This is a genomic window from Zhongshania sp. (genome assembly GCF_029212375.1).
Taxonomy (GTDB): domain Bacteria; phylum Pseudomonadota; class Gammaproteobacteria; order Pseudomonadales; family Spongiibacteraceae; genus Spongiibacter.
In genome coordinates, this window is record NZ_JARGNU010000001.1 from 125,654 (window position 1) to 141,188 (window position 15,535).

Consider the following 15,535-nt stretch of genomic DNA (forward strand, 5'->3'; position numbering starts at 1 on the left):
TGGGTGTTACGAACAAGCACGCGATTAAAGAGTATGCTTGTCGATATTAGGCTAGCTTATCAGCTAGGGGGCTGGTTCACGCCAATATTCAAGCTATTTAGGCTATGCAATTTAGGCTTGAACCAAAGCATCGTAAAGGTAGCGTGGTTTGCGCTTTAAGAGGCCAGCCTAAAGTTTGGCTTAGTTTTACTGGGCTTTGGTAGTACTGGGCATGCCAAGCGGGAGGAGGGAACGATTTAGTACTGCGGCCTTCTAAACTTTGGCGCCGGAACACGAGTTGCACCGGTAAACGTAACAATAAAATGCGGTAAATGCATGCCTTTATTAGAGATTACACGCTTGCATACTGCGGGCCAAATATCGCTAAAACAGCCTGTTTACGGGCTGTTTCATAGCTTTCGGTTGGCATTGGTTTTCTTGCTGGCCATTGGTGTGAGTTCTGCGCTTATTGCCGCGGAAACAGCGCCTAGCAACTTAAGTGATGATGAAATCACCGTTGTGAGCTATGAGCCAAGCGAGTTTAACGACCCATTAATTGGCTTTAATCGGGCAATGTTTGCCTTTAATGACTTTAGCTATCGCTACGCCCTGATCCCAATTGCCAATACCTACCGTTATATTGCCCCGCAGCCCGTACAAACCGGCGTTAGTAATGTATTTGCCAATATCAAAGCTCCAATTCATATTATTAATCACTTGCTGCAATGGCAGCCCAGTAAGGCGGGCACCACCACGGCCCGTTTTCTGATCAATACCACCATTGGCATTGTTGGTATTTTTGACCCCGCCAAGGCGTGGTTTTCGCTGCCCAAAGAGGAAACTGGATTTTCCGACACTTTGGCTCATTACGGTACCGGCTACGGCACTTACCTTGTTTTGCCGTTTCTTGGCCCAGCCGATTTACGCAGTGGCACGGGCATGGTTGCCGATTACTTGCTAAATCCGATTCCCTATCTTACTGAGCAGCCAGACACCAGCGTGATTATGGCTGCGGATGCGCTGCAGAATTTTGCGCCAACAGCGGAAAAGTATGAAACCCTGCGCGATGAAAGCGACGATCCCTATCTGTTTTTCAGAAATATGTATTTGCAGGGCTTGTTGCGTGACCAGCAATTTAAAGGCTCCGATACAAATCTGCAGCCCGACAGTCAATAACAAGGAATTTATACATGCTCGAGACCTTGTTCTCTCGTCATAAACTCATACTGTTGGTGTTCTTTGTATTAGTGGGGGTATTTGCTTGGCATAGCCGCAGCTTTGAAATTAACGCTTCGGCCGACACCCTTATTTCAGAAGACAATCGCGACTTTATTGAAAGTCAGAAAATAAACCAAAAGTTCTCCCCTGAAGAATTTCTAATTATTGCCTACAAGCCAAAACAAGGGCGTATTTTCTCGGCGCAGAACCTGCATAATATAAGCAGTATTAGTAAGGAAGTGGGGAGTCTGCCACGGGTTAAGGCGGTGCGCTCGGTAATGAATGTGCCACTGCTTTCCAAGGCGGGTAAAGCGCTGAGTGCCGAGATCGATCCCAGCGAATTTAGCCAAGAGCGGCTTCAGCTTAGTGAGCACGAGTTAGCGGATTTATTCAAAGATCATCCAATCTATGACGGCTTGCTGGTAAATCACGAGCAAACCGCCAGTGGCATACAAATTCTTTTTAAGCCAAACCCAAAGTTGCAAAACCTCGACGCCGAGATTCTCGCCATTCAAGCGAAGCGCCTAAAAGGCCCGCTCAGTGATGCAGATAAAGCAGCGTTAAAAGGCGCAAAGTCTAAGCGTGAACCGCTGGAGAGCAGCTTGCGGGAAACCCGCAACCAAGAAATAGAGCAGCTTCGCGGCATTATTAAGAAATATAGCGGCGATGCAGAGCTGTATCTGGGTGGTATGCACGCGCTGGGTTATCAGCTGATTAATATAATTCAGCACGACCTAAAGGTGTTTGGCAGTGCAATTGCCCTAGTTATTTGCTTGCTGATCTACGCGATATTTAGGCGTTTTACTTGGCTGCTTATTACCGTGCTGTGCTGCGCTAGTAATTTGTTTATTACGGTGGGTGCATTCGGCTTACTGGGCTTAAAAGCAACGGTAATTTCGTCTAATTTTATATCGCTGCAACTGATTCTTAGCTTGGCGATAGTGATCCATTTAATTGTTCAGTACCGCGAAGAAGCCGAGAATAACCCTAAATTTTCACAAAAAAAACTGGTTTTAAAGACCTTAAGAGAAAAGATTGCGCCGTGTTTTTTTGCAGGCTTTACTACCTCCCTCGGTTTTGCGTCTTTACTGCTCAGCGATATTGAGCCGGTAAGTACTTTTGGTTTAATGATGATTTTGGCAATGGCGGTGACAATCCTGTGTACGCTGTTGCTGTTTCCCGCCTTATTGCTGTTGTTTCCACGAGAGCATATTAATAAGTCTAGCCGCAGGCTTAGCTCGCCACTGCAAAAATTGCAGAAGCTATGTGTAAAACGCGCTGCTTTGATGATCGCGCTTAGCCTGATAGTGTTTGGCGTGAGTGTTGCCGGTACGCTGCGCTTAGACGTTGAAAACAGCTTTATAAATTATTTTAGTAGCGATACTGACGTTTATAAAGAACTCAGTTTTATCGATAAGGAGTTTGGCGGTTCGACCCCCTTAGATATTGTGTATACCCCGCCAGCGAGCCCCGATAAGAATTTGCTGTTGCGGGCGCGTGATATTCAAACGGTGCAAGGTATTCAGAAGGCGATTGACGAGTTTGATGCCATGGGCACCACGCTCTCGGTTGTGGATTTCACTAAACTGGCCAAGCAGTTAAACAATAACAAACCGCTTACCGAGTATGAACTCACGGCGATTTACTGGACATTAGATAAAAATATTCGCGAAGATCTACTCAGTAGCTATTTTATAGAGCCGCCGGCGCAGCTGCGCATTAGTGCCAGAATTAAAGACAGCACCAAAGACTTAGATCGCGGCGCCTTACTAGATGAGATACATAGCAAAATTCAAGCTTTGGGCGTAGCGCCAGAAAACTATCAGCTCAGCGGGCTATTCGTACTTTACCAATCCATGCTCGATCAGCTTTTTACCTCGCAAATACTTACCCTGGGCGCAGTCTTTATTGCGTTAACAATCGCCTTCCTTGTTATTTTTCGGTCGCTGCGGATTGCACTCATCGCCATCGTTCCCAATATTATTTCGGCCATCGCCGTGCTTGGGGTAATGGGCTGGGCGGCAATTCCCCTCGACTTTATGACCATGACTATAGCGGCCATTGCCATGGGGATCGCAGTGGATGACACCATTCACTATACCCATCGCTATCTTCAGGAGCTTGCCACACACTCGCCAGAGGAGGCCGTTGCCCGCAGTCATCACAGCGTTGGCTACGCCTTGATCTATACCTCGTTAATTATAGCGCTTGGCTTTGCCTTGTTGGCGTTCTCAGATTTTGTGCCGGGAGTGCTATTTGGGCTGCTAACAGGGTTGGCAATTATTATTGCACTGGTGGCTGACCTGACCTTATTGCCAGCGCTTTTGCAGAAGTTTGTGCGAAAATCTAAAAAGGACGAGTCATTAGCGTAGAGGTGAATAGCATTATGCAAAGGCTGGCGGTAATACGAGCAGGTTTTTATGGACTATATTGTAATGAATCTACGTAGTTCGCCATGGATCCCGCGGCCGAGCTAAGAAATTTATCAGCTTAGTGGTGCTTTACATGACTTGAAACAGATTATTCTGTTACAGATCAATTAAAATCGTCTCTTTCACAGCCAAGATGTTGTTTTATGCCAGCAAACACCCCGAATAGTCATAGCTACGACGCAGCGTTAGCTGCGGTTGATCGTCAGCACTTTATTCAGAATGCCCAGCATGAATTGGTGGTGGGGCGGAGCGTTCCGTCCCGTGAGCTAATCGAGCGAAGTTTAGCGCTGTGTCGCCTGCCAGCATCGCCACGCATTCTGCATCTTGGCGCGGGTGTGGGCTATGCTACGGCAGTGTTAGCGGGTATCGGCGGCCATGTGATCGCAATTGAAAAAAACTACCTGCTTGCCGATATTGCCCGTGAAAAGCTTGCAGCGCTGAGTATTCATAACGTCGATTTCCGCGTTGGTGAGGGAAGTGACGGCGCACCTAGCGATGGCCCCTTCGATCTTATTTTAGTTGCTACACCTAATATTGCTAAGCGCGAGCACTTATGGGAGCAGCTCGCGGCTGATGGGCAATTTATTTGTATGGAGCGCGGCGAGGCCTCACTCACGGTTTTGGTTAAGTATCAAAACCAAGGCAACCATAAAATAGTGCGCACCGAGCACGGTTATGTCGATCTGCCCCAGAGCGACGATCAAATTTTTGTTGAGCTAGGCTTGGTCAGCCCCGCGATATTGGCCAAAGCGCGTAAACTCGCAGACGCAAACCACACTCTGATAGTTGATGAAATAAATAAATTTCAGCATCTTGATGAACTGAAACTCTATCGTTCGATGGCAACGCAATATGGCTTGCCGCTGCGGTCGATGGAAGAACTGTCTGGTAGTGCAGACCCCACAATATTCTCGCAGTTTTCCACCGCCTTCCTCGATCATTTACAGGCGATACCGCTCTGTACAGAGGGTGTAAATTTAGTGGTGGCTTGTACGCGTCCTAACACCTCTATGCGGGAGGTTCAGCTGGTCTTTCCTGAGCTAAAAATTGAAAAGGTCTTGGTAACCCCAGTCGACTTTCGGCGCTTGTGGAGTTCTTTAAACCGCAGGTTGAAACAAAGCGGTATTGCTGGTGAAACGAAAGAGGCGAGGCCGGACGGCCAAGATAAAGATCTGCTCGACAGCGAAACCCCAGATGCACGCATGGTTGGGGTGTATGAGGCCTTGCTGCTTGATGCCGTGGCCGATCGCGCGAGCGACATTCATTTGGAAATATACCGCGACCGCGTGCGAGTGCGACTTCGTATAGATGGCGAGCTGCAGGATTTACAACATTACCAGATTAGCCGCACAGACTACCGGGGCCTCGTAAACGTAGTGAAGTTGCGCGCCGAGATGAATATTGCCGAGCGTCGCTTGCCGCAAAGTGGCCGCGCTCAAGTAAGGGTAGGCGATGCCCGCTATGATCTGCGGGTACAGGTGCAGCCGGCATTACATGGCGAACACGTAGTTATTCGCCTATTGGCCCAGAACTCACCACTTATTAGTATCGACAGTCTCGGCATGGCGCCAATGATTGCTAACCAGTACCGCCGTTTATTGAATAATCCGGCAGGCTTAGTGTTAGTGGTTGGTCCCACTGGCTCGGGGAAAAGCACCACCTTAAATGCCGGTTTACAAATACTGGCCGATGACACTAGTCGCAAAGTTATCACCATTGAAGACCCTGTGGAATATTCTATAGACGACATTCAGCAAGTGCGGGTTCGAACAGAGATCGGTTTTAGTTTTGCCGATGCCATGCGCTCGTTTGTGCGCCAAGACCCCGATGTGATTCTGGTGGGTGAAATTCGCGACCACGAGACCGCGCTCGAGGCCATAAGGGCGTCGCAAACGGGGCATATTGTGTTGTCGACCTTGCATAGTAACGACGCAATAGATGCGGTGCAGCGCTTGTTCGACCTTAATGTGCACCCCAACTCCCTTGCAAGCGAGTTGTTGGCGGTCATGGCGCAGCGCCTCGCCAAGCGTATTTGCGAGCACTGCAAGCAAGAGGCCGAGCCAGATCAACTTATTTTAAAAGAGCTATTTCCTCACGATGTTCCTAAACATTTTAGAGTGTTTTACGGCAAAGGGTGCGAGCGCTGCAACGGTACGGGCACTCATGGCCGAGTTGCGGTTATCGAATACCTGCACTTAAACGCCGAGCTTCGCGACAGTATTTCGCGGCGCATCCCCATGGGCCAATTGCGCGCTCAGGCGCTGGACTCGGGTTTGGTGACCATGCGCGACAGCGCCCTAGATCACGTGGTGCAAGGCAATATTCCACTGAGTGAACTGCCGCGTATTTTACCAGAAGAGCGCATGGCCCCTGAAAAACGCGGCGAGTGGCAGCCATAGGTTAACGAGGAGCAGTTATGGTTGAGAAGGCAATACAACGGCTCGCTGCAGAAGACGCGTACCGCGACGAGCTAACAATACTTCGTGAATGGGACACCGCGCCAGCGCCCCCTGGCTGGCTGTTATCGCCGTTTGCGGTAGAACATTTTATTCTCGGCAACGACAAACTCGGTATCGAGAGCAAATTTGTTGCGCCGCGGGAGTTGCTCACGCGGGTGATTATTTCACTGGCAACCAATCGCGGTGTAATGCTCATTGGTGAGCCCGGCACTGCAAAGTCGTTGCTGTCGGAGCTGCTGGCCTGTGCGGTATCTGGTCACTCTCAATTTACTATCCAAGGCGGGGCGGTCTCACATTACAAGCAGTTGCTGTATGGCTGGAATGAAGCGCTATTGCAACGCGATGGCCCGTCTATAGCGGCATTGATTCCCGGCCCGATCTACCGCGGTATGGCCGCAGGCCAATTGGTGCGCTTCGAAGAATTGGCGCGTTGCCCAGCGCCAGTACAAGATGCCATTTTATCGGTTCTCTCTGAACGCAAACTGCACATACCCGAGCTTAGCGATGACGCCGCAACACTTTATGCCCGCGACGGCTTTAATATTATCGCTACCTCCAACTCCCTCGATAAAGGTTTAAATGCTATGAGTGCGGCGCTAAAACGGCGCATGAATTTTGAGACCATCGCCGCCATTAGTGATCTTCAAGACGAGATCGACGTAGTACAGCGCGAGGCCAATAAATTACTACAGCGATCGGGGGTAGCCGTCACACTCGAACCTATGATTATAGAAATGCTGGTAACGGTGTTTCACGAACTGCGCAACGGCCAAACCTTAAGTGGTCGCAGCACCGACCGCTTAGCAGCGGCGGTAATGTCAACCGCCGAGGCGGTTTCTGTAGCCCACGCCATGGGCGTGTATGCGCACTATTATGGCGATGGAAAAATACGGCCCGCGGATATGATTCATTTTTTACTCGGCGCCACCTTAAAAGATAATCTTCAAGACCGTCGTCGTGTAAAACATTATTTCGACACCGAAGTTGTCAACAAACTCGGTAGCCACTGGCGAGAGCTCTACGAGCAAAGCAATATTCTTAAAGCATGATGGATGGTGAGTTGCGAGCCGAACCCCAAAAATGATAGATGTAGGGTCAATGCCTTTGTCTACCGAATGCAGAGACGGGCGCAATACCTTTTGTTGATCTTTATCCTTCAGCGATCATTTTTGGCGGTGTAAATTGATCGCGCCATTTTCCACACTTTAGAGCGATTAAATGAACATTAAATTAACCCATAATTTAAAGACGGCCAACCACCAAGAATTATTGGCGTCTTTAATCGCAAGTTCAGAAGAGTCGGTGCTTTGCTCTGGGTGGATAAAGCCTGAGGGAATATTGGCTCTAGCCCCTGCCATTGAAGAAGCAATTATAAAAAATTCAAAAATAACGATATTTTCGGACCGAGGTCACACCAAGAAAAATTCCGCTGGCATTATTGCTAACTGGCCAGCCGTGACACATCTCATGGCTGGCAAAAGGCACGGAACTCTGCATTCAAAAATTTATTACTTCCAAACTGGCAATGAATACACTGCGGTGATTGGCTCAGCTAATATTACCAACGGCGGCTTATCTGCGAGTCAAGAGCTTAGTGTCCATTTGAATGGCAAAGTTGGTGATGCTTTACAGAAAGAAATCAGGGCGCATTTGAATGAACTGCAATGCCATCTACAAACGTAGTTTTAGAGAGCGAACCCAAGGGGCAGAGTGTGAATAGTAAAGATCAAGAAGGCCTCATCTTGGACCATCGTCCCGAGAGCATTCGTAAACGTTTAGCCCTAGCTCCCAAACGGCAAAATATTTCTGATGCGGTATTGGGTGGAATTGACGGCTGTATAACGACCTTTGCGGTGGTTTCTGGCTCTGTTGGTGCAGGCTTTCCTTCTTCGGTGGCGATAATCCTCGGCTTTGCAAATTTGTTTGCTGATGGTTTTAGCATGGCGGTGAGTAATTACGAGTCAAGCAAGGCTGAACAAGAATTTATTGAGAGTGTAAGGAAGTCGGAAGCGCGGCATATTGAGCAAATTCCCGAGGGTGAACGCGAGGAAATACGGCAGATATTTAAAGCCAAAGGCTTCGACGGCGACTTGCTTGAACGCATTGTAAACACCATAACCGCCGACAAAAAAGTATGGCTCGACGTTATGCTAATGGAAGAACACGGGCTTAGTAAAACCACATCAAATCCACTGATGTCTGCTGGGGTAACCTTTGCCGCGTTTATTTCTGTGGGTGTTATTCCTTTGATGCCTTATTTGGTATCTACCTTGAATATGAATCAACAATTTACGGTGAGTGCTGTTCTTGCCGGAATAATGTTCTTTGTAATAGGTATGCTAAAAAGCCTTGCGGTAGCTAAGCCCTTAATTACCTCAGGATTGCGTACGCTCTTTACTGGTGGCGCGGCTGCGGCCGTCGCCTATTTTACCGCGCATTTTATGCGAGAAATTTTTAATATCTCTACTGGGTAAGCGTTTTACCGCTTGGGGGTGAGCAGAAGGTGTTACGCCGCGCTTGAATTACCTCATTAAAGGCAAAAAAAAGCCTGCCCCAAGGGGCAGGCAAAGTCACTTGGGTGATTTCTACATAAAGTTGTAAGCGAAGCTAATGCCGTAGGTAACAGGTTTGGCGGCATATCTAACTAGCACGTCTTGGGTTACAAACTGGTTGCTCCAGTAGTACTCGTCGGTTACGTTGCGGCCCCACACGGTGGCAGTCCAAGTACCGTCTAAGGCCTCGACACCAGCGCGAAGATCTAAGGTGGTGAACGAGTCAATACGGGTCTTGTCTGGATCGCCGAAGGTAGAGTTGGCTTCACTGTTATAAAGCAGATTCGCGCCAACAAAGCCGCCTAGGTTTTCATTGATTGGGCGCCGGTAATCAACATCGGCAACAAAGTGCATTTCGGGTGTGAAGGGCAAGTCTGAACCGCTGAAATCGCCTTGCTCGCGCACACCATTCAGGCCGTCTTCGTCTTGTCCGGTTGTTGGGTTAACAAAGGTGTACCACTCTTTAACCTCGGTATTAACGTAGGTGCCAGAGCCGCGCAGCAATAGGCCGTCAATTGGGCTGTAAGTTAATTCTATCTCAGCGCCCTGAATGGTGGACTCTGGGATGTTAACCAAGCGGTCTAGCTGGTTGTATACAGGATCTTTAACACTGCCGCGCACTTGCTTGTCGTCGTACTGGTAGTAAAAGATAGCTGAGTTCAATTGCGCTTTGCCTTCTGCAAAGCTCCACTTTAAACCGCCTTCTAATGCTTGCACAGATTCCTGAGTTACCGGTTCAAACTGCGACGTGGTTGAGGCGGGCAGAATAGGGTAACTACCGGTTTTGTAGCCCTTAGAGGCTAAGGTGTATAACAGTAGGTCTTCATTAGCGCGGTAGTTTAAACCTAGGCGCCAAGACACATTGTCTTCTTCCAAAGAGTCGGTGTAGGGCGTGCGGCTAACTTCGGCGGTTGCTGCGTCAAGGCTAACGCACTGGTTAGGTAATATAACGGTAGTGCCTGGTGCTTGACCGCGCAGCGCATCCGAAAAGAAGCCAAAAGTGGCATTTAGGCCAGGGTCATCGCTGTGGCTACAGGAAGTGAAGTCGTTGCTGCTTTCGGTATAACGCGCACCGGCAAGTACCGTGAACTTCTCGCCAAGGTCGTATTCCATGTTAGCGAATATGCCAATGTCTTTAATGTCTTGGGTAATACTGGTGGTTGAGTTGTCAATGAAGGGGCCGCCTGGCATTAAGGCAGCGTTGGTTGAGTCGAATATCAATACCGTTTCGTCACTTTTTACGTCGTTGGTGGCGTAGTTAACACCTACTAGCCATTGGCTAAGGTCGGTGTTGCCCGAAAGGCGCAATTCTTGGGTGAAACTGTCAACACTGCCCACCGAGTCAATACCCATATTGGTTAGGGTGGTGCCGTCGCGGTCCATTGAGTAATCTTCTTCATACTCGCCAATGGCCGTGATCGAAGTAAAGCGCAGCGAATCGTTAATCTCGTGATCTACCCGTAAAGTGAATTGTGAAAACTGTCGTCGCGAGACAGGTCGCGGTCTTCATCCCACTCGGCGCTGCGGGCATTGTTTTTGGCATTGGGTTGAACGAAGAAGGCGTCGATTCGGTTTTGGGTTTCTACGGTATCAGAAACAAGTGGCTCAGACGGTGAGGAATACTGCAGTTGCAGGCCTTGCAGCTGCGCGGCTTGAGTGTCGGACTTGTCGTTCCAGCCATTGACGCCGGCTAAAATTGTGGTGCGCTCGCTCACGTCAAATTGCAATTGGGCGCGGCCCTTAAACAAGTCTTCTTTGCCCAGCTCGCGATTAGAGCCAACGCTTTCTTGCCATTCATCGGCTTGGGTAGTGGCAAACGCTACTCGGCCGGCCACATTTTCACTTAAAGGGCCGCTAACATGCGCTTCGGTGTCGATGCGATTAAAGCTGCCATAGCTCAGTTTGGCGCCCGCTTCTAGCTCTTGAGTAGGCTTGGCTGCAATGTAGTTAATTGCGCCGCCGGTAGAGTTTTGGCCAAACAACAGGCCCTGAGGGCCTTTCAGTACCTCAACCCGCTCTAAGTCTAAAGTTGCGCCCTTGGTGAAGGCGCCGTAAGCGAGCGGTACTTCGTCTACATAAACACTCACCGCAGGGCTCGCGCCAAGGGTGTAGTCATTAAAACCAACGCCTCGCAGCGAAAATAGCGGCGTGCCATTCTGGCTGGCGGTAAATACTAAACCAGGGGAAACCTTGATGAGGTCGCCGGTGTCGGTAATACCTGCGTCACTTATCTGGTCGCCGGTCGCTGCTGACACAGACAAGCCCACATCATTAATAGACTGCGAGCGCTTTTGAGCGGTCACAATCACTTCCTCTAAGGCACCGGCGCCCGCTATTGACGGAGCTAATGCGATGGCTATGCCGATGCTAATGAGTTTTTTCATAACGTTACCTCTATTACTTTTATTGGGATCTTGGGTTGTTGCTGACTTATTCGTATTAATAACAGCGTAGCTGCGTTTTTTAACTTTGCCGCCAATTTGGCTTCTATGTGTCTTAATATTGACCTTTTGTTCAATAACTTTGTTGGAGACGATTCTGAACTGATATAGTTTGCATGGGTATAAGTACTATCCGCTATCTCTGTTGAGGCTTAGCTCGTTAGCGGGTTCTTTACTATTAGCAAGCGTGCATTAAATAGGTCGGTGCAAGGCCTGATTTTCTGGTGACACCGCTGCACTGCTAGCTAAGATATTGATCTTCCATTGAAAATAAACTTCTTGGGCTTGTACGTAAAATCTTGGTTATTTGTTACTAAGCGTAATGCTTGGTGTGAAAACGTGTCAATTTGTCCCTTTGCTAGCCTCGGTAAAGGGGGGGATTTAAGGCTCTGTAGCACGCTAATGCATTAAATGTTTAATTGGTGACATTGATCGTTTGGCGTAAGATGTTGTTCTTTACTAAAAGGTTTAAAAATGAATACGAATGCTTTTGCGCAGCGATTTTGCGCCGTGGGTGGTTTGATTTTTTTTGGAATACTGGCCGTAGGCTGGATATTTATTGCGCAGTTTTTCCCGCCTCACTCGCCAACGGCCGGTGCAGAGGAGATTGCTGGAATATTTAGTGAAAATAGCCTAATGATTCGCGTCGGCTTTGCGCTTGCACTGTTGTCGCTGCCTTTTTATGTGCTTTTTGGCGCGGCTATTGCGGCGCAACTGCGACGTATTGAAGGGCCGAATGAAGTGCTGGCCCAGTCGCAAGCGGCTTGTGCTGCCATTGTCGCCGCGCTGTTCATGATTGCGTTCTTTATATGGATTGGGCTTGCTTATAGACCTGATCGGCCAGCGGAATTAGTCCTTGCCTTGAGTGATATTGCGTGGCTAATTTTATTAATGACCACCTCGCCCTTTATTGTGCAGAACATTACCGTGGGTATCGCCGTACTTACGGATAAAAGCGCAGATCCGGTTTTTCCGCGTTGGTTTGGCTTTTACAATTTTTGGGTGGCGGTCCTCTTACTGCCCGCTGGGGTGATCTGTCTGTTTAAAACAGGCCCTTTTGCATGGGACGGTATACTCGGCTTTTGGCTGCCGCTGATCGACTTTAGTGTGTGGGTGGTCATCATGACCGTGCTGCTGTTTAAGGCAATTAAGAAGCAAGAGCGCGCCGTTGGGGTTTAGCGCTGATCTGCTATTTAAAAAATCAGGCGTTATTGAAAATATCTTCAACACTAGCGACTAGACCGCAGTCGTCGCTGCTGTAGCCGGGCAGCTGCGCGACGGCGGCGTGAAATTCTTCGCCGCGAATGATGTTTAAAAATTCCTGAAACTTAGGGTCGTTGAGTGCCTGCTTATGGCAGGCCATTACATAGCGCTCTTGGGCGAGGGGAATAAAGTCGAGGCCGAACTGTCTGGCCGCGGCTTCTACGCCAAAGCCGGCGTCGGCCATGTTTGCGGCTATATAAGCGGCAACGGCAGAGTGGGTAAATTCCTCTTGTTCAAAGCCCTTTATATTCGCACTTGGAATAGCTTGTTCTTTCAATAGCGCGTCCAGCAGTGATCGCGTTCCCGAGATCGCTTGGCGGTTGATAAAGCGCAGGTCAATTTCGGCTAGGTCGGCAAGCCCTGTTACACCCAGTGGATTGCCGGCTTGCAACATTAACCCTTGGCGCCGAGTAATAAATTGAATAATCCGGTGGCTGCGAGGTTTAAGGCGTTTTCGGTAGTCGCGGTAAAGTGCTGGCGCAGTGCCTATGGGCAGGTGGAAGCCGGCAATATCGCAGGCGTTACGGGCTAGGGCAGAGAGGGCATCGGCGGGGCTGCAATACTGTAAATCCAGCGGTAGCTCGCCAATGTATTTTGGTAGCAAGGCAACCGCATAACCGTGGCTGGCATGTAGGCGAAGTACCGGCTTATTGCCTTCGAGCAAATGCGCAATTTCTAAGTTTATCTCTGAGCTAAGGCTTTCTAGCTGCGGTTCTAAACGCGCCGCAACCCGTTGTTCTGCCCAAAGCAGTTTCTCGCCCAGGGGCGACAGGCGTGAACCGCGCCCCCGTTGTTTTTCGATTAGCGGCGTGCCAAAAAACTCCTCCCAGTGTTGCAGCATATTCCAAGCATGACGATAGGAAAAACCACAGGCTTCGGCAGCTTGGGTTAATTTGTTTTGCTTGTGAATGGCCCTAAGCAGGGCGAAGAGTCGTGGGTCGAGCTGCTCGCCTTGGCCATCGGTAAAAAACCACGCGGGAGAGATCTGTAAATGTTTCATAGGCAAAGTTGTGCATATTTAGTAAATATAGGCTAGCTGCTAAGCTGAACCCCAATAATAGCGTTGTAAACACAAAATATATGCAAAAAATTGCATATATGGGGTCTCGTGAAGAGGCTTATGTCGAGTAAAGCGAGAGAATAATATGAAGTCTGCTCCCCCTAGCATAGCGGCAGTTGTCGAGGGCCTTGTTGCGTCCCTAAAACATCAGCCTGGCGCCTTGCTGCCTATTCTGCATGCGGTGCAAGATGAACTCACTTATGTGCCGGACGAGGTGATTGCCATCATCGCGGATGGGCTAAATCAGACCCGCGCCGAAATCTCTGGTGTCATTAGCTTTTACCACCATTTTCGGCGCACACCACCGGGTGATCATGTACTGCAAATTTGTCGCGCAGAGGCTTGCCAGGCGCGGGGCGCAAAGCAGTTGGAGTCGCACATTAAGCAGCGCTTAAATATTGACTACCACCAAACCTCAGCAGATGGTCGCGTGAGCTTAGAGCCGGTGTACTGCTTGGGTAATTGCAGTTGCGGGCCGTCTATTCGTATTGGCGACGCTATATATGGCCGAGTGTCGCCAGCGCGCTTTGAGCAGCTGCTCGATGATATGACGACCCAAGTTGTGGAGCTGGTGTAATGACATTGCAAATTTTTGTGCCCAGCGATACTACCGCTTGCTCACTTGGTGCCGATACCATCGCCGCAGCGATTGAACTTGCTGCCGTGCAGAGTGGTGCCGATATTGAACTGATCCGCAATGGCAGTCGCGGTCTGTTTTGGCTAGAGCCAATGGTCGAGGTAGAAACCCCTGCGGGGCGAGTTGCCTACGGGCCGGTAGAGATAAGCGACGTTGATGGCTTGCTTAAGAGCGGCCTGCTCGACGGTAATTTAGACCACCCCTTATGCCAGGGTCTTACTGAAGAAATTCCCTTCTTAAAAAACCAGCAGCGACTGACGTTTGCGCGACTGGGATTGGGTGATCCATTATCAATAGAGCACTATCTTGCTCATGCCGGCTTTCGCGGTTTGCAGCACGCGCTGAGTTTAAGTCCGGCAGATAGGGTGCAGCAGGTAACGGATTCTGGTTTGCGGGGGCGGGGCGGCGCGGCGTTTCCCACCGGCATTAAATGGAAGACGGTGCTGGATGCCGAGGACGATCAAAAATACATTGTTTGCAATGCCGACGAAGGCGATTCCGGCACCTTTGCAGACCGCTTAGTGATGGAATGCGATCCCTATATACTGATTGAAGGCATGGTCATTGCGGGTTTGGCGGTGGGTGCTAATCAGGGTTATATCTATTTGCGCTCGGAGTATCCGCTGGCTCAGCGCATTATGAATGAAGCCATTGCGCGGGCCAGGGCGGCGGGTTATTTGGGTGGGAATATTTGCGGCAGTGGTCGCCAGTTTGAATTGGAAGTTCGTCTCGGTGCGGGTGCCTATATTTGTGGCGAAGAAACCGCCTTGCTCGAAAGCCTAGAGGGCAAGCGCGGCATGGTGCGCGCCAAGCCGCCACTCCCCGCCCTAAAAGGTTTGTTTGCCAAACCGACGGTGGTCAATAACGTATTGTCGCTGGCGGCGCTGCCCTTTATTTTTGATCAAGGCGCGCAGGCCTATGCGGATGTCGGCATGGGCCGCTCGCGGGGAACCTTGCCATTTCAGCTGGCGGGTAATGTGCGGCAGGGCGGTTTGGTCGAGTTAGCCTTTGGCGTGAGTCTGCGAGAATTAATGGACGATTTCGGCGGCGGTACTTTTACTGGCCGCCCGCTAAAGGCAGTGCAGGTCGGCGGGCCGCTGGGGGCTTATTTACCGGAGTCCCAATGGGACACGCCGCTGGACTACGAGGCCTTCGCTGCAATCGGCGCGGTGCTTGGTCACGGCGGCGTGGTGATGTTCGACGACACCGTGGATATGGGCGAGCAGGCCCGCTTCTCTATGGAGTTTTGTGTGGTGGAGTCCTGCGGTAAATGCACGCCCTGTCGTATTGGTTCAACACGCGGAGTTGAGGTTATCGACAAAATTCGCAGCGGTCAGCAGCCCGAGGCGAATCTCGCGCTACTCGACGAATTATGTACCACAATGATAGACGGCTCGCTCTGCGCCATGGGCGGCATGACGCCCTTCCCAGTGCAAAGCGTCATGAAATATTTTGCCGACGATCTGCGGCCACTAGCCGACAGGGAGCGCTAAG

12 protein-coding genes are annotated in these 15,535 nt (G+C 50.0%); 9 read left to right on the plus strand and 3 right to left on the minus strand.

Annotated elements, in window-relative coordinates; translation table 11 throughout:
- Window positions 1–315 precede the first annotated feature (315 nt).
- The 6 genes from P1U47_RS00545 (at window position 316) to P1U47_RS00570 (ending at window position 8,562) form a co-directional block, all read left to right on the plus strand.
- A complete protein-coding gene (locus P1U47_RS00545; protein ID WP_301026557.1) occupies window positions 316–1,155 on the plus strand; it encodes a VacJ family lipoprotein in 840 nt (279 codons plus the stop codon).
- A 14-nt stretch (window positions 1,156–1,169) separates the two neighbouring features.
- Window positions 1,170–3,569, plus strand: a complete 2,400-nt coding sequence (locus tag P1U47_RS00550) for an efflux RND transporter permease subunit (RefSeq protein ID WP_301026558.1) — start codon at window positions 1,170–1,172, stop codon at window positions 3,567–3,569.
- 203 nt (window positions 3,570–3,772) lie between these two features.
- Window positions 3,773–6,028, plus strand: a complete 2,256-nt coding sequence (locus P1U47_RS00555; RefSeq protein WP_301026559.1) for an ATPase, T2SS/T4P/T4SS family — start codon at window positions 3,773–3,775, stop codon at window positions 6,026–6,028.
- A gap of 17 nt (window positions 6,029–6,045) precedes the next feature.
- Window positions 6,046–7,137, plus strand: coding sequence for an AAA family ATPase (locus tag P1U47_RS00560; protein WP_301026560.1), 1,092 nt, complete (start codon window positions 6,046–6,048; stop codon window positions 7,135–7,137).
- A gap of 169 nt (window positions 7,138–7,306) precedes the next feature.
- Complete coding sequence (locus P1U47_RS00565; protein WP_301026561.1) at window positions 7,307–7,771, plus strand: phospholipase D family protein; 465 nt, start codon at window positions 7,307–7,309, stop codon at window positions 7,769–7,771.
- A gap of 29 nt (window positions 7,772–7,800) precedes the next feature.
- Window positions 7,801–8,562 carry a VIT1/CCC1 transporter family protein gene (locus tag P1U47_RS00570; protein ID WP_301026562.1) on the plus strand — a complete coding sequence of 254 codons (762 nt, stop codon included), beginning with the start codon at window positions 7,801–7,803 and terminating at the stop codon, window positions 8,560–8,562.
- Window positions 8,563–8,673: 111 nt separating this feature from the next.
- Here the strand turns inward: P1U47_RS00570 and P1U47_RS00575 are convergent, their stop codons facing one another.
- Together P1U47_RS00575 and P1U47_RS00580 are read right to left on the minus strand one after the other, a co-directional pair.
- Window positions 8,674–10,086: a TonB-dependent receptor gene (locus P1U47_RS00575; protein ID WP_366943102.1), complete on the minus strand. Its 1,413-nt coding sequence runs from the start codon at window positions 10,084–10,086 to the stop codon at window positions 8,674–8,676.
- 8 nt (window positions 10,087–10,094) lie between these two features.
- A complete protein-coding gene (locus P1U47_RS00580; protein WP_301026563.1) occupies window positions 10,095–11,024 on the minus strand; it encodes a TonB-dependent receptor plug domain-containing protein in 930 nt (309 codons plus the stop codon).
- A gap of 531 nt (window positions 11,025–11,555) precedes the next feature.
- Here P1U47_RS00580 and P1U47_RS00585 point away from each other — a divergent pair.
- Window positions 11,556–12,260: a hypothetical protein gene (locus P1U47_RS00585; protein WP_301026564.1), complete on the plus strand. Its 705-nt coding sequence runs from the start codon at window positions 11,556–11,558 to the stop codon at window positions 12,258–12,260.
- Window positions 12,261–12,282: 22 nt separating this feature from the next.
- Here the strand turns inward: P1U47_RS00585 and P1U47_RS00590 are convergent, their stop codons facing one another.
- Window positions 12,283–13,344, minus strand: coding sequence for a substrate-binding domain-containing protein (locus tag P1U47_RS00590; protein WP_301026565.1), 1,062 nt, complete (start codon window positions 13,342–13,344; stop codon window positions 12,283–12,285).
- 145 nt (window positions 13,345–13,489) lie between these two features.
- Between P1U47_RS00590 and P1U47_RS00595 the strand changes: the two genes are divergently transcribed.
- Together P1U47_RS00595 and P1U47_RS00600 are read left to right on the plus strand one after the other, a co-directional pair.
- Window positions 13,490–13,981: a formate dehydrogenase subunit gamma gene (locus P1U47_RS00595; RefSeq protein WP_301026566.1), complete on the plus strand. Its 492-nt coding sequence runs from the start codon at window positions 13,490–13,492 to the stop codon at window positions 13,979–13,981.
- Window positions 13,981–15,534: an NADH-quinone oxidoreductase subunit NuoF gene (locus P1U47_RS00600; protein ID WP_301026567.1), complete on the plus strand. Its 1,554-nt coding sequence runs from the start codon at window positions 13,981–13,983 to the stop codon at window positions 15,532–15,534. Before P1U47_RS00595 ends, P1U47_RS00600 begins: the two co-directional genes overlap by 1 nt.
- The last annotated feature ends 1 nt before the right edge of the window (window position 15,535 follow it).